The 19,256-nt window shown below is 60.1% G+C and carries 16 protein-coding genes and 1 tRNA gene; 15 read left to right on the top strand and 2 right to left on the bottom strand.

Annotation, left to right across the window (positions count from 1 at the left end):
- Positions 1–107: 107 nt before the first annotated feature.
- Complete coding sequence (locus tag ACFO3S_RS04255) at positions 108–4,529, top strand: S-layer homology domain-containing protein (protein WP_378092625.1); 4,422 nt, start codon at positions 108–110, stop codon at positions 4,527–4,529.
- A gap of 233 nt (positions 4,530–4,762) precedes the next feature.
- Here ACFO3S_RS04255 and ACFO3S_RS04250 read toward each other — a convergent pair whose 3' ends face one another.
- Positions 4,763–5,506 (bottom strand): CAP domain-containing protein, encoded by a 744-nt coding sequence (locus ACFO3S_RS04250; protein WP_378092623.1) that lies wholly within the window; start codon positions 5,504–5,506, stop codon positions 4,763–4,765.
- A 283-nt stretch (positions 5,507–5,789) separates the two neighbouring features.
- On the opposite strand from ACFO3S_RS04250, the gene thiL reads away from it, so the two are divergent.
- From thiL to gluQRS, 7 genes are all read left to right on the top strand, one after another.
- Complete coding sequence (thiL, locus tag ACFO3S_RS04245) at positions 5,790–6,842, top strand: thiamine-phosphate kinase (RefSeq protein ID WP_378092621.1); 1,053 nt, start codon at positions 5,790–5,792, stop codon at positions 6,840–6,842.
- 3 nt (positions 6,843–6,845) lie between these two features.
- Positions 6,846–7,364, top strand: a complete 519-nt coding sequence (gene tsaE, locus ACFO3S_RS04240) for a tRNA (adenosine(37)-N6)-threonylcarbamoyltransferase complex ATPase subunit type 1 TsaE (RefSeq protein WP_378093160.1) — start codon at positions 6,846–6,848, stop codon at positions 7,362–7,364.
- On the top strand, positions 7,361–8,158 hold the full coding sequence (gene tsaB, locus ACFO3S_RS04235; RefSeq protein WP_378092619.1) for a tRNA (adenosine(37)-N6)-threonylcarbamoyltransferase complex dimerization subunit type 1 TsaB: 798 nt from the start codon (positions 7,361–7,363) through the stop codon (positions 8,156–8,158). Before tsaE ends, tsaB begins: the two co-directional genes overlap by 4 nt.
- 4 nt (positions 8,159–8,162) lie before the next feature.
- The gene (gene rimI / locus ACFO3S_RS04230; RefSeq protein ID WP_378092617.1) at positions 8,163–8,657 is read left to right on the top strand and encodes a ribosomal protein S18-alanine N-acetyltransferase; all 495 of its coding nucleotides are present in this window, start codon (positions 8,163–8,165) and stop codon (positions 8,655–8,657) included.
- On the top strand, positions 8,654–9,703 hold the full coding sequence (gene tsaD, locus ACFO3S_RS04225; protein WP_378092615.1) for a tRNA (adenosine(37)-N6)-threonylcarbamoyltransferase complex transferase subunit TsaD: 1,050 nt from the start codon (positions 8,654–8,656) through the stop codon (positions 9,701–9,703). Before rimI ends, tsaD begins: the two co-directional genes overlap by 4 nt.
- 495 nt (positions 9,704–10,198) lie before the next feature.
- Positions 10,199–10,275, top strand: a tRNA-Asp gene (locus ACFO3S_RS04220).
- A gap of 78 nt (positions 10,276–10,353) precedes the next feature.
- Complete coding sequence (gene gluQRS, locus ACFO3S_RS04215) at positions 10,354–11,313, top strand: tRNA glutamyl-Q(34) synthetase GluQRS (RefSeq protein WP_378092613.1); 960 nt, start codon at positions 10,354–10,356, stop codon at positions 11,311–11,313.
- 458 nt (positions 11,314–11,771) lie between these two features.
- On the opposite strand, the gene ACFO3S_RS04210 is transcribed toward gluQRS, so the two are convergent.
- Positions 11,772–13,694, bottom strand: coding sequence for an ABC-F family ATP-binding cassette domain-containing protein (locus ACFO3S_RS04210; protein ID WP_378092610.1), 1,923 nt, complete (start codon positions 13,692–13,694; stop codon positions 11,772–11,774).
- Between the two features lie 155 nt (positions 13,695–13,849).
- Between ACFO3S_RS04210 and ACFO3S_RS04205 the strand changes: the two genes are divergently transcribed.
- The 7 genes from ACFO3S_RS04205 to ACFO3S_RS04175 all read left to right on the top strand — a co-directional run bounded on the left by ACFO3S_RS04205 (position 13,850) and on the right by ACFO3S_RS04175 (position 19,164).
- Positions 13,850–14,533 (top strand): 5-formyltetrahydrofolate cyclo-ligase, encoded by a 684-nt coding sequence (locus ACFO3S_RS04205; protein WP_378092607.1) that lies wholly within the window; start codon positions 13,850–13,852, stop codon positions 14,531–14,533.
- Positions 14,517–15,002: a cyclic pyranopterin monophosphate synthase MoaC gene (moaC, locus tag ACFO3S_RS04200; protein ID WP_378092605.1), complete on the top strand. Its 486-nt coding sequence runs from the start codon at positions 14,517–14,519 to the stop codon at positions 15,000–15,002. Before ACFO3S_RS04205 ends, moaC begins: the two co-directional genes overlap by 17 nt.
- Before the next feature lie 40 nt (positions 15,003–15,042).
- Positions 15,043–15,537, top strand: a complete 495-nt coding sequence (locus tag ACFO3S_RS04195; RefSeq protein ID WP_378092603.1) for a MogA/MoaB family molybdenum cofactor biosynthesis protein — start codon at positions 15,043–15,045, stop codon at positions 15,535–15,537.
- Positions 15,534–16,583 (top strand): molybdopterin-binding protein, encoded by a 1,050-nt coding sequence (locus ACFO3S_RS04190; RefSeq protein WP_378092601.1) that lies wholly within the window; start codon positions 15,534–15,536, stop codon positions 16,581–16,583. Before ACFO3S_RS04195 ends, ACFO3S_RS04190 begins: the two co-directional genes overlap by 4 nt.
- Positions 16,584–16,624: 41 nt before the next feature.
- Positions 16,625–16,855, top strand: a complete 231-nt coding sequence (tatA, locus tag ACFO3S_RS04185) for a twin-arginine translocase TatA/TatE family subunit (RefSeq protein WP_378092599.1) — start codon at positions 16,625–16,627, stop codon at positions 16,853–16,855.
- 97 nt (positions 16,856–16,952) lie between these two features.
- Complete coding sequence (gene tatC, locus ACFO3S_RS04180; protein ID WP_378092597.1) at positions 16,953–17,735, top strand: twin-arginine translocase subunit TatC; 783 nt, start codon at positions 16,953–16,955, stop codon at positions 17,733–17,735.
- A 157-nt stretch (positions 17,736–17,892) separates the two neighbouring features.
- Positions 17,893–19,164, top strand: a complete 1,272-nt coding sequence (locus ACFO3S_RS04175; RefSeq protein ID WP_378092595.1) for a methyl-accepting chemotaxis protein — start codon at positions 17,893–17,895, stop codon at positions 19,162–19,164.
- Positions 19,165–19,256: the final 92 nt, after the last annotated feature.

Below are 19,256 nucleotides of genomic sequence, written 5' to 3'. Positions count from 1 at the left end.
GGACAGGGAATGATTACAGTGCGAATTTTACGCCTTTAGCAGCGGGGACGCATACAATAGAAGTTACCTTCAGGAAAGAGCGTTTTGATGGAACGGAATGGCAGAATATGAACCAAGACGATCTCAAAACGAAAATCGTGTCCGTATCCGGCCAGGCCGCGACAGCGAGCAGAGGCGCAAATACCGTTACGATAAACCCCAGTACGATATTCGTGGGCGGTCAAGTCACGTTCACCGCAACGGGCAGCCGGCAATCGGAGCCTGGCGTGTCGCACGAGGATGAAAAATTCATTCCTCTTAAATGGAGACTATGGAACCAACAGACCGGCGAGAAGATCTTTGAGTACAGAGATTTTACCCATCCAGATAACTTTACCGAAGTCATCGATCAACTGGAGGCAGGACGATATGAAGTCGAGGTAAACTATTACATGTACAAGTATGATTTTGAATCCGGAGAATGGGGTCAGCGTCAGGAGGACGATACCAAACGCGCGCCGTTTAATGTGGTCTATCCGGCCAATCCTGATAACAATAAGGTCAACGCAACCCCGAGCAGTGTCATTTCCGGCGGGACTTTCACGTTGACGGCCGAAGGCGACCGACAATCGGAAATCGGCGATTTTATCGGAAACGAGCGGTTCGTTCCGGCAAGCTGGAGTTCGACAGACGGCGAGTCGGGTACGTTTGCTAAAAGCGGAGCAGAGTACACGTCTTTCTACACACCATCGGAGGCAGGCGATCTTACCTTAACGGTTACTTTCATCAAACAAACGTGGAACGGATCGGCCTGGACGAATACCGCCACGGAGGATCAGAAAACAGTTCAGGTGAATGCGGAAATTGCGACAACGAACGCCGCCAACAACCGTGTCAGCGCCGATCCGGAAAGCATCGTGTCAGGCGGGACGGCGACGGTGACGGTCAGCGGCGACCGTCAATCGGAGAACGGCGTGTTCACAGGAGACGAGCGATTCGTTCCGGCAGGTTGGACCTCGACGGACGGGCAGTCAGACAATCTGACTCCGACCGATGGGAGCTTCCAATACTCGTCATCGACGAGGGGGACCCATACCTTAACGACGACATTCCAGAAGCAGCAATGGAACTCGGCCGCGGGAGAATGGGAGGACGTCGTCGGCGTAATCGATACGAAGACGGCGATGGTGAAAGTCATTGCGACGGCGAGCGATTCCGGCAATACGGTCGGCGTCAGTCCGGATCGCGTAACTTCCGGAGAAGCCGTTACCGTGAGGGCCGAAGGAGACCGTCAATCGGAGGACGGCTTGACGGAAGGAGACGAGAGATACATTCCGGCAGGCTGGAGTTCGACAGACGGCAGGTCGGGTACGTTTATTCGTAACGGAACGGAATATACGTCCGAATACAAGCCGACGGCGGCAGGTGCCCAGACGGTGACCGTTACGTTCCAGAAACAAAGATGGGATGAGGCGAGCGGTTCATGGGTCAATGTGAGCGGCGACACGGATACGAAGACAACGACCGTGGAGGCGGAAGCGGCGACGGCAGACGCCGCCAACAACAGCGTCAGCGCCGATTCGGAAAGCGTTACGTCAGGCGGAATGGTGACGGTGAGGGTCAGCGGCGACCGGCAGACGGCGGCGGGCTTGTTGGAAGGGGACGAACGGTTCGTTCCGGCAGGCTGGGCGTCGACAGACAACCAATCGGGCTCGCTAAGCCCAAGCGACAGCACCTTTGATTATAAGCCGTCTGAGGCAGGTGCCCAGACGGTGACCGTTACGTTTCAGAAACAAAGATGGGATGCGGCGAGCGGCTCATGGGTCAACGTGAGCGGCGACACGGATACGAAGACAACGACCGTGGAAGCGAAAGCTGCGACAGCGAACGCCGCCAACAACCGTGTCGGCGCCGATCCGGAAAGCATCGTGTCAGGCGGGACGGCGACGGTGACGGTCAGCGGCGACCGTCAATCGGAGAACGGCGTGTTCACAGGAGACGAGCGATTCGTTCCGGCAGGTTGGACCTCGACGGCCGGGCAGTCAGACAATCTGACTCCGACCGATGGGAGCTTCCAATACTCGTCATCGACGAGGGGAACCCATACCCTAACGACGACATTCCAGAAGCAGCAATGGAACTCGGCCGCGGGAGAATGGGAGGACGTCGTCGGCGTAATCGATACGAAGACGGCGACGGTGAAAGTCATTGCGACGGCGAGCGATTCCGGCAATACGGTCGGCGTCAGTCCGGATCGCGTAACTTCCGGAGAAGCCGTTACCGTGAGGGCCGAAGGAGACCGTCAATCGGAGGACGGCTTGACGGAAGGAGACGAGAGATACATTCCGGCAGGCTGGAGTTCGACAGACGGCAGGTCGGGTACGTTTATTCGTAACGGAACGGAATATACGTCCGAATACAAGCCGACGGCGGCAGGTGCCCAGACGGTGACCGTTACGTTCCAGAAACAAAGATGGGATGAGGCGAGCGGTTCATGGGTCAATGTGAGCGGCGACACGGATACGAAGACAACGACCGTGGAGGCGGAAGCGGCGACGGCAGACGCCGCCAACAACAGCGTCAGCGCCGATTCGGAAAGCGTTACGTCAGGCGGAATGGTGACGGTGACGGTCAGCGGCGACCGGCAGACGGCGGCGGGCTTGTTGGAAGGGGACGAACGGTTCGTTCCGGCAGGCTGGGCGTCGACAGACAACCAATCGGGCTCGCTAAGCCCAAGCGACAGCACCTTTGATTATAAGCCGTCTGAGGCAGGTGCCCAGACGGTGACCGTTACGTTTCAGAAACAAAGATGGGATGCGGCGAGCGGCTCATGGGTCAACGTGAGCGGCGACACGGATACGAAGACAACGACCGTGGAAGCGAAAGCTGCGACAGCGAACGCCGCCAACAACCGTGTCAGCGCCGATCCGGCAAGCATTACGTCAGGCGGGACTGTCAGATTACTCGCCGCCGGAGATCGTCAATCGGCAGACGGTTTGTTCGAGGGCGACGAACGCTTTGTGCCGGCAAGTTGGGAATCGACGGACGGAAAGTCGGGCTCGTTCACCGAAAGCGGATTGGACTATTTGTCCGAATATGCGCCATCGACAACCGGCAATCACACCGTCACGGTTACTTTCCAGAAGCAAATATGGAACGGTACCTCTTGGCTGGACGATAGGACGGTCACTCAAACGGTCGATGTAAAAGTAAACGCGCCCAGCGCGCCGAGCAATCCGTCGTCTCCTGCCCCCGAAACTCCGAGCGCTAACGGATCCGGAGCGCAAACGACTGACGTGATTGTGCTGGTCAACGGCAAAGTGGAAAACGCGGGCACGGCGACTACTGCAAAGCAGAACGGAAGAACGGTCACGATTGTTGCCGTCGACCCAAGCAAACTGGAGGCGAAGCTCGCGGCGGAAGGGCAGCACGCCGTAGTCACGATCCCGATTCGTCCGGATTCGAACGTCGTTGTTGGCGAACTCAATGGCGAATTGATCAAGCATATGGAGCAGAAGCAAGCGGTACTGGAAATCAGGACGGACAAAGCCTCCTATAAGGTTCCTGCCGAGCAGATCCGTATGGATGCCGTTGCCGCGCAAATCGGCAAGGATGCGGCTCTGCAGGAAATTAAAGTGCAAATCGAGATCTCCGAGCCGACAGAGGAAACCGTCAAAGCGGCGGAAAACTCGGCGGTTCAAGGACAATTTACGATCGTAGCCCCGACGTTTAATTTTAAGGTTCGAGCCACCTACGGAAATTCTACGATCGAGGTGTCCAAATTCAATGTCTATGTAGAACGCACGATCGCCATTCCGGATAAGGTAGACCCGAACAAGATTACGACGGGCGTCGTCATCGAGCCGGACGGTTCGGCGCGTCACGTGCCGACACAGGTGACCAGGAGCGGCGCGAGCTATTTTGCCAAAATCAACAGCTTGACGAACAGTACGTACGCCGTCGTCTGGAATCCGATTGAATTCAGCGATGTGGCGAAGCACTGGGCGAAGTCCGCGGTTAACGATATGGGCTCCCGAATGGTTATCGACGGAACGGGAGGCGGCAAGTTCACTCCGAACCGGGACATTACCCGCGCCGAGTTTGCAGCTATTCTGGTGCGCGGACTGGGACTCAAGCCGGAAAGCGGCGCGACGGCCTTCTCCGATGTGAAAGCTGCGGACTGGTATAGCGGCGTCATTAACACGGCTTATGCGTATCAACTGATCGATGGCTTCCAGGATGGGACCTTCCGTCCGCAAGACAAAATCACGCGCGAGCAGGCGATGCTGATTCTGTCCAAAGCGATGGTGCTGACTGGACTGGCGGATACGTTATCCGTTCCATCGGCCGATGCGGCGCTGAAAACTTACGGAGATGCGTATATGGTTGCGAAATGGGCGCAGGAAGGCGTCGCGGGCAGTATTCGAGCGGGCATCGTAACGGGCAGAAGCGCGGATACGCTTGCTCCAAAGGCGAATATGACAAGAGCGGAAGTCGCGGCGATCGTCCAGCGGCTGCTGCAGAAGGCGGAGTTAATTGAAGTGAAGTAAGCAGGAAATACGATAGAGAAGGTCGGGAAAAGCGAGGGGTACTCGGGTCATCTGGGAAGATGACTATCGTTTGAACATGCAGGCAGAGATAAAAAGGAGCACGTACAGTCATCTTGTACATGCTCCTTTTTTTGCGGATGATTCGGTCCGACGAGTCGGTCGCCCCATCCTCGCCGACTTCGCCGCCAGTCCGGGCGGATGTGGCCCGGACAAGGCGACGGCCGGGGTCGCAATTACGAAATAAATTCCTGAACCCAGACGCCGTTATAGTAAGCGACGCCGATCGTCGTGAAGTTGGCGCTCAGGATGTTCGCGCGGTGGCCCGGGCTGTTCATCCAGGCGTTCATAACCTCCTGCGGAGTGCGCTGGCCTTTGGCGATATTTTCTCCCGCATAACGATAATTGATTCCGTATTTCTTCATCATATCGAACGGCGAGCCGTACGTCGGCGAATTGTGGTCGAAGTAGCCGTTGTGATACATGTCCTTCGCTTTGTCCAGAGCCATCTTCGTCAGCGTGGCGTTCGTGGCCGCCAGCGGCTTCAGGCCCGCTTTGGCGCGTTCCTGGTTAACCAGCGTAATAACCTGCGTCGCGAAGGCGGAATCGGCCGCCTCGGCGCCGGCATTGCCCGTATTGCCGCTGCCCGTATTTCCGGAGCTTCCGTTAGAGCCCGCTCCGGGCGCCGAAGGCAGAGCGGGCCGGGACGGCTTGCTCGGCTTGGCGACCTGGCCGTTATCCGCGCCGCCGCTCGAGGACGGCGGGTTGTAGACGGGGGTCTGTCGCTGCCCAATTTGCTGCAGCAGCGAATGGAGATCTATGCCGAACCGGCTGGCGATTTGCGTCAACTGGTCTGGAGTAACGATCTGGCCAGCGGGGGCCGCGGAGACCGCTCCAGCTCCCGCGGGAACGGAGATGGCAAGCGCCAACGTACCGAGCATCAAAGTTTTCTTCAAACCGATCGCTTTGAACTTCTTCATGGAACTCTATTTCCTCCCTTGGCTTGGAATAGTTCAAAGTCTATCAGCTGGCTTCGGCGAAAACATGCCATAAAAGTTTCCAGTCCGCGTGCGAAGAGCCGATTTTCTCAGATGTGCCAAGGCGTTGGAATCTTAAATAATATTATTCTTATGATTCTCATAAAAAGCCGGACGCTCGCCCGGAAAGCTGGTCGCACTTGCCCGAGACCGCTCGGGCCGGTCTTTGCATGTTCGGGCGCACCCCGATATAATTAGGACAACAATGAAGAAATGGGGTAGAGCCGTGCCGCCATTGGACGAATTCGGCCGCATCCGCTTCTGGACGGAGGGTCGCCAGTCGGTCGACTTCCTTGCGCGGGCCGGCGTCTCGCTGGGCATCGGAGACGACGCGGCGGTGTTGAAGGACGCCGGTCCCGGATGGGAATGGCTCGTCGCCGCAGATACGATGGTCGAGCAGGTTCACTTCCTCGACGAGACGATGGGGGAAGCCGACGTCGGGTATAAGGCGCTGGCGTCCAACGTGAGCGACATCGCCGCGATGGGAGGGGAGCCGAAGTGCGCGCTCGTGTCCGTCTGCGTCCCTCCCGCCTGGAATGAGGAGCGGATGAGGAGGCTGTACGACGGGCTGTACGAGTGCGCCGAGCGTTACGGGGTGGCCGTGATCGGCGGAGATACGACCTCCGCGCCCCGGGATCTCGTCGTATCCGTCACGGTCATCGGCACAGCGCAGGCCGGAAAAGCGATTCGCCGCTCCGGCGCCCGGCCGGGACAAGCGGTGTTTCTGACCGGGCCGACGGGGCTGTCGGCCGCCGGGCTGCACGCCTTGCGCAGGATCGCCGCCGCGGAAGGAGCGGAGCGCGACCGCTTGCTGCGCGCTCTCCCGCCAAGGCTGGCGCAAGCCCACCGGAGGCCCGTTCCGTCGGTGAAGGCCGGGCGAATCTTGGCGGAAACGGGATGGGGAACGTCCTTAAACGACGTCAGCGACGGCGTAGCCAGCGAAGCCTGGGAGATTGCCGAGGCGTCGGGGGTCAAGCTGGTGCTGAAGGAGAAGCTGCTTCCCCTGTCCGGGGAACTGTCCGCGTATGCCGGAGACAACGGTATGAGCGCAGCCGAACTGGCGTTATTCGGGGGAGAGGATTACGTGCTGCTCGGCACCGCGGACAAGAGCTGCGTGCGGGAGCTGCGAGAGCGGCTGGGGGCGGAGGGCATTCCTTTGTTCGCGATCGGCGAGGTCGAGGAAGGCGGGCCGGGCGTCTGGCTGGAGTCGGCGGATACGGGGAAGCGCAAGCCGCTGCCCAAGCGGGGCTACAATCATTTTCGCGAAGGGATTATGTGAATGATGCACTCGAATCAAGCGGAAGACTTGTCGCTCCGATACGAGCTGGAGGCCGCCGACGAGCGGGCTACGGCCGCATTCGCGGAGGCGCTGGCGGAGCTGGCGTTCCCGGGGGCCGTGCTTGCGGTGGACGGAGACTTGGGCGCGGGGAAAACGCATTTCGCCAAAGCATACGCTGCGGCGCTGGGCGTTCAAGAGATCGTGAACAGTCCGACCTTCACGATAATCAAGGAATACCAGGGGACGAAGCTTCCCTTCTATCATATGGACGTCTATCGGCTGTCGCTGGAGGAAGCCGACGAGTTGGGCCTGGACGAATATTTCCACGGGGACGGCGTATCGCTTGTGGAATGGGCGTCCATCATCGAGCCGATCCTGCCGCCCGATCGGCTGCATCTCTATCTGGAGACGACCGGTCCCGAGTCCAGGAAAATCGTTTGTCGCCCGGCGGGACGGGAGTATGAAGCCTGGTGCGTCCGGCTGGGGCTCCGTCAGGCGGAAGGGGGAGAACGTACAACATGAAAATAGACGAACAGCTGATCGGCGACAGCGGGTCCGTGACGGTGCTCGCATTCGATACGTCGACCGCCGCCTTCTCCGCCGCGATCGTCCGGGACGGCCAGCGCGTCGATTCCGTCGTGTCGTTCGCGGAGCGCAACCACTCTGTGCGGATAGTGTCGGAGATCAAGGAGCTGCTGGATCGCAACGGATTAAAGGGCCAATCGCTCGATGCGATCGTGGTCGGGCAAGGTCCCGGCTCCTATACGGGGGTCCGGATTGCGGTTACGGCGGCGAAGACTCTGGCCTGGGCGTGGGGAAAACCGCTGCTCGGCGTCTCCACCCTCGAAGCGCTGGCCCTCGGGGCATGGCGCAGGCTTCGCGAGGAGAATGAGGATCTGGCCGACGATCGGGACATCTGGCTCGTGCCGATTCTGGATGCGAGAAGGGGACAAGTATATACTTCCCGTTATGCGGCCGATCACTCCGGCGGCTGGAGGACGGTCGACTCCGACGCCATTCGGCTGATCGCCGATTGGGCGGCTTGCATCGAGGAGGAAGGAACGCAGGACCCTCAGGTGGCGGCAATCTGGTTTGTCGGGGACGTGGCGCTTCATCGGGAAGCGATCGAGGCGGCGGAGCAGTCGGGCACGAGACTGCGGAGATTCGAGTGGAACATGGACGCGACTGCGCTCGGACTGCTCGGAGAGCTGCGGTATCGCTTAGGAGAGCGGCAGAACGTGCATTCGTTCGTCCCGAACTATACGCAGCTGGCCGAAGCCGAAGCGAAGCTGCTGGCGGCGTCGCGGGGAGAGTGAAGAGATGGAATTTCGTTTGATGAATCTGGACGACATTCCCGCCATTGTAGAGATCGAGCAGGAAGCGTTTACGGCACCGTGGACCGCGGAGGCGTTCCGCAACGAGCTGACGAACAATCTGTTCGCCAAGTATATGGTGCTGGAGCTGGATGGAGACATTGCCGGCTACGGCGGCATGTGGCTAATTATCGATGAGGCGCATGTGACGAATATTGCGATTCGAAGCCTGTATCAGGGACAGGGCTACGGGAAGGCGCTGCTGACGGAACTGATGGAGACGGCCCGCTATCTCGGCGCCCGGCGAATGACGCTGGAGGTGCGGGTGTCCAACGATAAAGCTCGTTCCCTCTACCGCAAGATGGGCTTCGTTGCGTCCGGCGTGCGCCCGAATTATTATTCGGACAATATGGAGGATGCGCTCATCATGTGGGCGGATCTGATTCCCGACGACCGCGGAAAGTCGGAAACGGCGGGAACGCTGGAAGGAGGAGAGGGATGAGCGGACAACCGAACGAAGAGGCGCTCCAGGGCGACCGTCTGCTGCTGGCGATCGAGACGAGCTGCGACGAAACTTCCGTAGCCGTCGTGCGGAACGGTCGCGAGGTGCTGTCGAATATCGTCTCCAGCCAGATCGACACGCATCGGCGATTCGGCGGGGTCGTGCCGGAGATCGCCTCTCGCAAGCACGTCGAGACGGTGACGGTCATCGTGGAGGAAGCGGTGCGGGAGGCGGGCATCGGCCTGTCGGACGTCGGCGCGGTGGCCGTTACGCAGGGGCCCGGCTTGATCGGCGCGCTGCTCGTCGGCGTCGTCGCGGCGAAAAGTCTGGCGCTCGCGCTTGACGTGCCGCTCATCGGCACGCATCACATTGCCGGACATATCTACGCCAATCGTCTCGTCGGCGACATCTTGTATCCGTCCGTCGCGCTGGTCGTGTCCGGAGGGCATACGGAGATCGTTCTCCTCGAAGCGGAAGGAAAGTTCCGCGTCGTCGGGCGGACAAGGGACGACGCAGTCGGAGAAGCCTACGATAAAGTGGCGAGGGCGCTGCAGTTCCCTTATCCGGGAGGCCCTCACGTCGACAAGCTCGCTCGGGAGGCGAAAGAAGAGGTCGCGCTTCCCCGCTCGTGGCTGGAGCCGGACTCGTACGACTTCAGCTTCAGCGGCTTGAAGTCCGCTGTGCTCGCGGAGATCAACCGTTCGAGAATGAAGGGAGAAACCCCGGATTTCTCGGCGCTTGCCAGAGGGTTTCAACAGTCGGTCATCGATGTCGTTACCGGCAAAGCGATTCGCGCCGCCCGGCAGTTCGGCGCGCGTCAATTAATGCTCTGCGGCGGCGTTGCGGCGAATCGCGGTTTGCGGGAGAGGCTGACGGAGCTGTGCGAGGAGACGGGCATGCCTTTGCTCGTTCCGCCGAACAAGCTGTGCACGGACAACGCCGCGATGATCGCCGCCGCCGCCGACCTGAAATGGCGGCGAGGGCAGTTCTCGACGCTGGATATGAAAGCCGAAGCCGTCCTGTCCTTGGAGGACTGGTCGGTCTAACTCGTCATCTTCGGCAATCGCCCCTCCTCGACGGAGGACGGCGGTTGGCCGGGATGGCGTTTTTTGGTTGCCCGGACCGTAAGATGAGCAAGAGCGGTCAAAAACGCGAGCAGAAGAGCATGTACAATAAATGCTGGAAAGGGAGAGAACGAGGGGATGTCGCATTCGGACGAAGCCATCGACGTGGTGGCCGTGGCGGAATGGTGCGGTTTATGGATGCGTACTGCCGGATCGTCCCGCGAACCTGAATGTTGAAGACGACGCGGATCGGCGATGTAGGGCGCGGGGTTCGGCCGGGCGGGGCGGTCTCTTCGTCGGCGCGCGTTCGTGCCGGTCCGCTCCTGCCAAATGTTTGGCGGCCGTACGCCGCCGGATCCCGATCGGCGCCGCATCGTCGCAGAGGGAAAATCTCATCTATCCGCAGCGAAAAGCTTGCCAGAATGCGCGAGTTCATGGTATGATCTTACTCGTGTCTAAGACATCTTCGTTACGTGTGGAGCCGTGGTGTAGAGGCCTAACATGCCTGCCTGTCACGCAGGAGATCGCGGGTTCGAATCCCGTCGGCTCCGCCAGTTTTTCAATGGATATTCAACAAGCATTTGAGCAGAGCGCACTCTGCTCTTTTTTGCATCTATCAGGAGCGTGAGAGGATGGCCCGTCGCGGAAGATTCGCGCCTACGCCTTCCGGGCTGCTGCACATCGGCAACGCGTTGGCCGCGTTGGCCGCTTGGCTGCAGATGAGGCAGGCCGGCGGGGAGATCGTGCTGCGCATGGAGGATATCGATAAAGCCCGTTCCCGGCCCGCTTTCGCCGAGCAAATCTTGGACGACTTGCGGTGGCTGGGGCTCGACTGGGACGAAGGGCCCCGCGAGGGAGGCCCGCATGCGCCCTATGTTCAAAGCCAGCGCGAGTCCCATTACGAGGAGGCGCTGGAGAGGCTTCGGCAAGCGGACCGTCTGTATCCGTGCTACTGCAGCCGAAGCGATCTGGCCTCGCTTGCCAGCGCCCCTCACGGCCTGGCGAGCGAGGGCGCCGCGTACCCGGGCTTGTGCCGTTCGCTGACCGCAGAGGAGCGCGCCGCCAAAGCCGCGGTTAAGTCGTCTTCGCTGCGGTTCCAGATGCCGGCAGGCCGAATCGTCTTTCGCGACGGCTGGCGCGGTTCCTGCTCGTTCGACGGCGAGGCTCTTGGCGATTTTATCGTCAAGCGCGCGGACGGCATGTTCAGCTACCAGTTGGCGGTGACGGTGGACGACGCCGCGATGGGCATTACCGATGTGCTGCGAGGGGGCGATCTGCTCGATTCCACGCCGAGACAGCTGGCGCTGTACGAAGCGCTCGGGCTGCCGGCTCCGGACTTTGTCCACATTCCGCTGCTGGCCGACGAAGCCGGCAGCCGTCTGTCCAAACGGGACAAGTCGCTGACGCTGGCTGCGCTGAAGGAGAGCGGAGCGGCCCCCGAGCGCGTACTGGGCCTGCTTGCCGCTCTGGCCGGATGGCTCGACCGGCCGGAGGCCGTCGCCGCTTCGGAATTGATCCCGCTGTTTAAGCCGGTTCCCGGCGATCGTCTTGTTTTCGGCGAAGCGTCGCGCCGTTGGCTTTTGAAGCTGTAGACCGTGGAGCTGTCCCAATTTCTTGGGGCAGCTCTTATTTGTTTTATCGTTGTGGACAAACTTATCCACAGCCCATGTGCACAATGTGGGTAAATTCGTCCAGGCTATGGGGGACAAGGGGTTGCAAACGGCTGAAAAAAGGACGAGTTTTTCACATCTTTTCTGTGGATAATGTGGATAACGGGGATACATCGGTGGACAACGTGGACAAATCCTGCGAGTCCGGGCCAAAAGCTTGCGCGCCAACCGATTAAAAGTTATCAGAATATTAACAAACGTTAAAAAGGTGTCAGCGGGCTGTGTATAACGTTGTGAATAACAGCATGGTTAGGCCAAAGAAGAAAAGAGGAACCCCGAAGTCCGCGATGCGGATGACGGGGTCCCCTTTTTCGGGAGGGCGCTTTCTCCGAGTTCCCCCGGCCGGTCGATTCAAGACCGTAATGCCGCCCCCCTCTCCTTTAAGATTCTTCCATCAGAGCTTCCCAAATCCGATAAGCTTCTTCCAGCTCCGCTCGCTTTTTCTCCGTTTCTTCCTGCTTCTCCCGAAGCCGCACATAATCGGTTGCCATTTCCGGGGAAGCCATCTGCTCCTCAAGCTCGCCAATCTCGGTTTCCAGTCTGGAAATGTCGGCTTCGATCTGTTCCCGCTTGCGGGCGCGGGCTCTGTCCTCGCGCTTGGCCTGCTTCTCGGCCTCGTAGCTGGTCGCGGCCGGCTCGGACGCCGCCGATGCGGCGCTGTCGCGATTTGTCATCGCCCATTCTTCCATTTGCTGTTTTTTGGCGACCATTTCGTCATAATTTCCCAGGAAATGCTCCGCTCCGTCCGGGGACAGCTCCACGACCCGGTCGGCGATTCGATTCAGGAAATAGCGGTCGTGGGAGACGAACACGAGCGTGCCGTCGTATTCCTCCAATGCGGCTTCCAGCACTTCCCGGCTCATCAGATCAAGATGGTTGGTCGGCTCGTCGAGCAGCAGGACGTTCGCCTTGAGCAGCATCAGCTTGGACAGCGCCACGCGAGCCTTCTCTCCGCCGCTCAGCGCGCTGATCCTCTTGCGGACGTCCTCGCCGCTGAACAGGAAATTGCCGAGGACGGTGCGGATCTCCGCCTCCGGAAGATGCGGATAGGCGCTCCATACTTCCTCCAGCACAGTGTTGGCCGCATTCAGCTCCCGCTGCTCCTGATCGTAATAGCCGAGCGAGATGCCGACGCCCCATTCGATCGCGCCGTCCCGCAGCGGCAGCTGGCTCGTCAGCGCGCGGAGCAGAGTGGTTTTGCCGACGCCGTTGGGACCGAGCAGAGCGACGCGCTCCCCTCGCTTGACCTCGAACGAGACGTTGCGGAACAGCGGCGCCATCTCCGGCTTTGGGGCGGCCGCGCAGCGGATGACCCGAAGCACTTCCTTGCCGCTGCGGCGCTCGGTCGTGAACGAGAAGCTCGCTTGCCTGAGCGAGCTGGGCTTCTCCAGCCGCTCGATCCGCTCGAGCGCGTTGCGCCGGCTCTGAGCGCGCCGGGTCGTCGAAGCGCGGACGATGTTGCGCTGGATGAAATCCTCCATGCGGGAAATTTCTTTGCGCTGCTGCTCGTACAGCTTCAGCTGCTGGGCGAACGCCGCCGCCTTCAGATCCATAAACCGGCTGTAGTTGCCCGTATATCTCGTCGCCTGGCGGCGCTCGACCTCGACGATCGACGTCACGGTCGCGTCGAGGAAGTAGCGGTCGTGAGAGACGATGACCATCGCGCCCGCATAGGATCGCAAATACTGCTCCAGCCAGGTCAGCGTCTGAATATCCAGATGGTTGGTCGGCTCGTCGAGCAGCAGCAGCTCGGGCTGGACGAGCAGAAGCCTCGCCAGCGCCAGCCGGGTTCTCTGACCGCCGCTCAGCGCGGCAACCTCGGTGTCCGGCGGGAAGTCCCCGAAGCCCATCCCGTGCAGAATGCTGCGAATTCGGTTGTTCATCTCGAATCCGCCGTTCTCGCGAAACCGTTCGCTGACGTCCGCATATTGGGCGAGCAGAGCTTCGTACCGCTCCGGGTATTCCAGCTCGCGAGGATCGGCGATGCGAGCTTCCAGCTCCTGCAGAACTTTCTCCTGATCCAGCAAGGGGCCGAACGCGGACGTCATCTCCTCCTGAATCGTGCGGTGGCCTTGAAGCCCGCCGTTTTGCGCCAAATAGCCGATCTTAAGCTCTCTCGGCTTGGATACCGAGCCCGAATCCGGAACGATGTCTCCCGCCAGCACGCGCAGAAAGGTGGACTTGCCCGCTCCGTTAACGCCGACCAGGCCGATGCGATCGCGTTCGTTAATCTGCAGGGAGACGCCTTCCAGCACGGGAGTCACACCGTAATGTTTCGTAATGCCAGATGCATGAAGAAGCAAGAGGAATCCCTCCGACAAGTTCTTTTCAGTCTTTCCTTCCAAGTGTACCGTAAAGTCGCGGGAAAAGTCCAAGCGTTATCCTTTGGCGTAAATAGGCATTCAATGATAAAATGAAAATAGGTTTTCAGGGATACTCGAAGGCAGGCGTGACGTTCATGGAGAACAGGGAAGCGGGGGCGCTCAAGGCCGAATGGCGCGCGCGAATGGCGAAGATCAGGGACCGGCTGTCCGCGGCCGAGCGGGAAGCGCTGTCCGGCAAGCTGTGCGCCGTGACGGAGAGCGAGGGCTTGAGCCGGCTAAGGCGCGAGCTTGGCCGGCCGCTTACGCTGTGCGCCTACGCGCCGTATCGCTCCGAAGCGTCGCCTATGCCGCTGGTCGCCGCTTGTCTGGACAGAGGGGACACCGTAGTCGCGACCCGCATGAGAACGGACGGCGACGGGCTGGAGCTGCGGCGGATCGGCGCTCTGTCCGACTGGATGGCGGGAAGATGGGGCGTGCCGGAGCCGGACCCCCGCCGCACCGCCCTTCTGGCAGAGACCTCTCCTCTGGACGTCGTGCTCGTTCCCGGGCTGGCCTACAACAAGGCCGGGGGAAGGCTCGGATACGGCGGGGGTTTTTACGATCGCTTGTACATGGAGAGGCGGCGTCTCGCGCCGGAAGCGAGGACGCTGTGGCTGGGATTCGCCTTCTCCGGGCAGGTCGTCGCGGAGGTCCTGCCGGCGGAGGAGCACGATCTGAAGCTGGACGGGCTCGCGACGGACGAAGGCGTTCTTTGGTTCGCCGAAGACGGCAGCGCTGCCGCTTGGAAAAGGGGGATTCGGGATGGAGCGGACGAATGAGCCGTTGACGCATTTTAACGAGCAGGGCAGAGCCAGGATGGTGGACGTTACGGACAAGGCTGTCACCGCCAGAGTCGCCGTGGCGGAGGGACAGGTCAAGATGGCGCCCGAGACGCTGCGCAGAATTCGGGAACGCTCCGTCGCCAAGGGGGACGTGCTGGCCGTGGCGCAGATCGCGGGCATTCAGGCGGCCAAACGGACGGCGGACTGGATTCCGATGTGCCATCCGCTGCCGCTGACCGGCGTCGATATCCGATTTGCGGACGATGGCGCGGATACGCTGACGATTACGGCGGAAGTGAAGACAACCGGCAGGACGGGAGTGGAGATGGAGGCGTTGACCGCCGTTTCCGCAGCCGCCTTGACCGTTTACGATATGTGCAAGGCGCTTCAGAAGGACATGGTCATCGGCTCCGTGTCGCTGCTCAGCAAGTCGGGCGGCAAGAGCGGCGACTACGTTCGTCTATAGATAAAAAAGATTCGTACTTATGGGGCGGAGGGAAGAAGCCATGCGGTGGAAGGTAGGCTTGCTGACGGCTAGCGACAAAGGAGCGAGAGGGGAGCGCGAGGATACTAGCGCTCAGGTAATCCGCGAATTGATCGAGGAGGAGCTGGTCGGAGATATCGTCGACTACCGGATTGTCCCCGACGAGCAGGATGAGATTCGCGCTGCGCTGATCGAGATGGCCGATTACTTTCAGGCGGATTTGATTTTGACGACGGGCGGCACGGGGCTGGCTTATCGCGACGTGACGCCGGAAGCTACCATTCGGGTAGCCGAGCGGCTCGTGCCGGGCATCCCGGAAGCGATGCGCTCGTCGGTATCCCAGCGCATGCGTCACGGCTTCCTGTTCCGCGGCGTGTGCGCCATTCGCGGCCGCACGCTGATCTTGAATTTGCCCGGCGATCCGAAGGGAGTTCACGATCATCTGATGGCTGTGATGGATCTGCTTCCCGAGGCGCTCGACCAGGTCAAGGGCATGCGGGAGGAGCGACAAGGATGAACGACCCAGAGCAAGGACGGAGCGCCGGCGTCACCCGGATCGGCTCGTCGAGGCTGACGGAAGTGAAGGTCGAGAATGCCGTCGGCATGGTGCTGGCCCACGACTTGACGCAGATTTTGCCGGGAGAGTTCAAGGGCAGGCTGTTTCGCAAAGGCCATGTCGTCACCGAGGAGGACTTGCCGCGGTTGAAAGATATCGGCAAGGAAAATCTGTATATCATCGATCTGGCGGACACGGATTTGCACGAAGACGACGCCGCCCTGCGGATGGCGAGAGCTTTAAGCGGGAGCCATGTCGCGTGCGGCGAGCCGGGAGAGGGCAAAGTGACCCTGAAGTCGACCGTTCACGGGCTGGTCTCGATCTCCCGCGAAGCGGTAGACGCCATCAATCGCCTGGGAGATATCGCGCTTGCAACCGTCGTCGACCGCCGCGTCGTTCGTCCGGGCGACGCGCTGGCGGCGACGCGCGCGATTCCGCTCATCGTTCCGGCGGGCAAAGTTGAAGAAGTCGAGCGCATCGCCCAGTCCTTCCGGGACGCGTGGGGGGACGCGCCGGTCAGCGTTCGGCCCTTCCGCCGGATGAAGGCCGGCCTTCTGACGACGGGCAGCGAAGTGTATTCGGGGCGCATTCGGGACAGATTCGGTCCCGCCGTATCGGCCAAGCTTGCCGAATTCGGCTCCGAGGTCGCAGAGCAGAGGTTTGCGCCGGACGACCGTCATACAATTGTCAATGAAATTCACTATTTAAGGAAACAAGGGTATGATATGATACTGGTGACTGGCGGCATGTCGGTAGATCCCGACGACCGCACGCCGGCAGCGATCGCCGAGGCCGGCGCGGACATCGTCAGCTACGGAACGCCGATGCTCCCGGGCTCGATGCTGCTGTTCGGTTACTTGCAGGGCGTGCCGATCTTCGGATTGCCGGGCTGCGTCATGCACGATCCTTATACGTCATTCGATGTTTTGCTATCCAGAGTATTGGCTGGAGATACGATAGTGAGAGAGGATATCGTCGAGATGGGATACGGCGGCCTTCATCGCTGATGAGTATTCCGTACGCCGCATATCAAGAGGAGGTTAACGACATGTCAGGCATTGGTGCTTCGGGCATTATTCTGCTTGTTCTGATTGCGCTGCTGTTATTCGGACCGAACAAGCTGCCCGAGCTGGGCAGAGCCTTCGGCCGCACGCTGCGCGAATTCAAGAAGGGCGCTAACGATTTGATGGACGATCCCAAGGATCGGGGTACGCAGCGCGTGGACGTCTCACCGGAAGAGACGGACAAGCCTAAGGCGGAGCGCCGCCTTCCCGAATAATCGGGACTTGGGGAACGAACATCGATAAGGGGCTGTCCCTCGCGCCGAAGAGCGACTGGCGAAGGGGCAGCCTTGTTGCTGCATGGAGGCGAGAAGAATGAAAGACACAGCCGCTTCGAAGCGGGATTCGGAATGGATGCCGCTGACGGAGCATTTGGGCGAGCTGCGGAGAAGACTGATCTACTGCTTGATCGTATTCGTGGTCGGATTGGCGGGGGGGCTTTTCGGCTCCGAGCCGCTATTCGATTATTTGGTGGCAGCCGCGCCGATCGACCATCTCGATCTTCACGCGTTCTCCCCGTGGGACGCGATTGGCCTCTATATGAAGTTCGCGATCCTGATCTCCTTCATCGCGACGATTCCGTTTACGATGTACCAGCTCTGGGCGTTCGTGCGCCCGGCTTTGGGCCCCAGGGAGCAGAGGGCGACGCTGCAATTCGTTCCCGGCGCGCTCGTCATGTTCCTGATCGGGTTGTCTTTTTCCTATTTCGTCGTTTTTCCGATGGCTTTTCTGTTCACGGGGCAGGTGACCAACAGTCTCGGCCTGGAGCAGACCTACGGGGTGACGCAATATTTCTCGTTTTTGTTTAATATTTTGCTTCCGATCTCTTTGCTGTTCGAGCTCCCGCTCCTCATTTTGTTTCTGACCCGCATCGGCATTCTCAACCCGGCGCTGCTGAGGAGAATGCGCAAGCTGGCCTGGTTTATTCTCATTTTTATCGGCGTGCTGGTGACTCCGCCCGACGTCGTGTCGGATTTGCTCGTCGCCGTCCCTCTAATTTTGCTCTATGAGCTGAGCGTCATGCTGTCCTCGATGGCTTACGGAAAGCGGCTGAAGAGGCAGAAGCAAAGAGAGCTGGAACTGGAGCTGAACGAGTAGGAAAATAGGACTGCCGCCCTGAGTCTCCCGAATTGCAACTTTTTACCTCATTAAGAAGGATAAAGTATCATTTTTCGATATTCCAAATGGAAGAATTATGATACACTTGATTCGAGTAAGGGCTTACATGAGGGTTATAATCTCGGGAGGGACAGGAATGCGGGATATGACTTTAGGACGGAAGTTAGCGCTAGGCTATTTGGGAATGGTGGTGCTGCTGGCGGCTGCCTTCGTGCTGCTGCTTACAGGGACGAATCTGGCCGACCAATCCGGCACGTTCATCGTGGTGATCGTCCTATTCGCGCTGCTGCTTGTCGGAGGCGCCCTCGGGCTGAAGTGGCTGTCCGGCAATCTGACGGCGGCGATCGGGAACGTGACGGCTACGCTGAGGAACATTGCCTCCTCCGGAGGAGATTTGACGAGACGCATACATATTCAATCGACGGACGAGATGGGCGATCTGGCTAATGCGGCCAATCAAATGCTGGACGGGCTTCAGAAAATGATGAAGGAGCTCAAGGACAGCACCGCGGAGCTGGCCGCTTCGGCCATCCTGCTCAAGCAGGGCACCGAAGAGAACGCCCGCGTCAGCGGAGAGGTGTCCAGAGCGGTGGAAAGAGTGGCCGCAGGCTCCGAGACGCAAGTCGCGCAATCGCAAGAGATCTCCGCGACGATGCAGGAGACGCTCGATGCGCTCAGCCAGGTGGCGGGAACGACGACAAGCGTCTCGGACTCCGCGCAGACGACCGTCAGCCGCGCAGCCGCCGGATCGGAGCTGCTGCAGTCGACTTCGGCCGAGATCGATCAGGTCGGCCGAGCGTTCCGCTCCCTGCAGGAAGTCGTTCGGGGGCTTAATCAGAAGTCCGAGCAAGTCCGAGAGGTCATCAGCTACATCTCGGAAGTGGCCAACCAGACGAATCTGCTGGCGCTTAACGCGGCGATCGAAGCCGCGCGCGCCGGAGAGCACGGCCGGGGCTTCGCCGTCGTCGCCGGCGAAATCCGCAAGCTTGCCGACCAGACTCAGCAGTCTGCCGTTCAGATCGGCGACACGATCGGGACGATGTCGGGGGACATCGGACAAGTCGCGACGATGTTCGAACAGAGCGCCGGGCAAGTATTTGCAGCGGTGGAAGGCATGCAGAACGCGGAGGAAACGTTCCGCGACATCGTGGCCAAGGTCGGTCAGCTGAGCTCCAACATCGTGGAGGTGGCGGCTTCCGTCGAGCAGATGTCCGCCGGGGCGGCAAGCGTCGTCCAGTCGACCCAGGACATCTCCCGGATTACCGAAGAGACGGCGTCGTTCACCGAGCAGGTGTCGGCGATGACGGAGCAGCAGCTGTCCTCGACGGAGGAGATGGCGAGAACCGCCGACAACTTAAGCTCGATGGCCTCCCGCCTGAAAGGCTTGGTCGGCAATTTCAAAGCGTAGATTCCGTTATCCGGAACGATAGAAATCGGTCTTTCCAAGCGAGTCCGCCCAGTTGCGGACTCGTATTTTTTTTGTACAGGTTTAACGGAAAA

Source organism: Cohnella hongkongensis, from assembly GCF_042654645.1.
Taxonomy (GTDB): domain Bacteria; phylum Bacillota; class Bacilli; order Paenibacillales; family Paenibacillaceae; genus Cohnella; species Cohnella hongkongensis.
The sequence above is the reverse complement of the archived record's forward strand: the minus strand, read 5'-3'. Positions and strand labels throughout refer to the sequence as shown.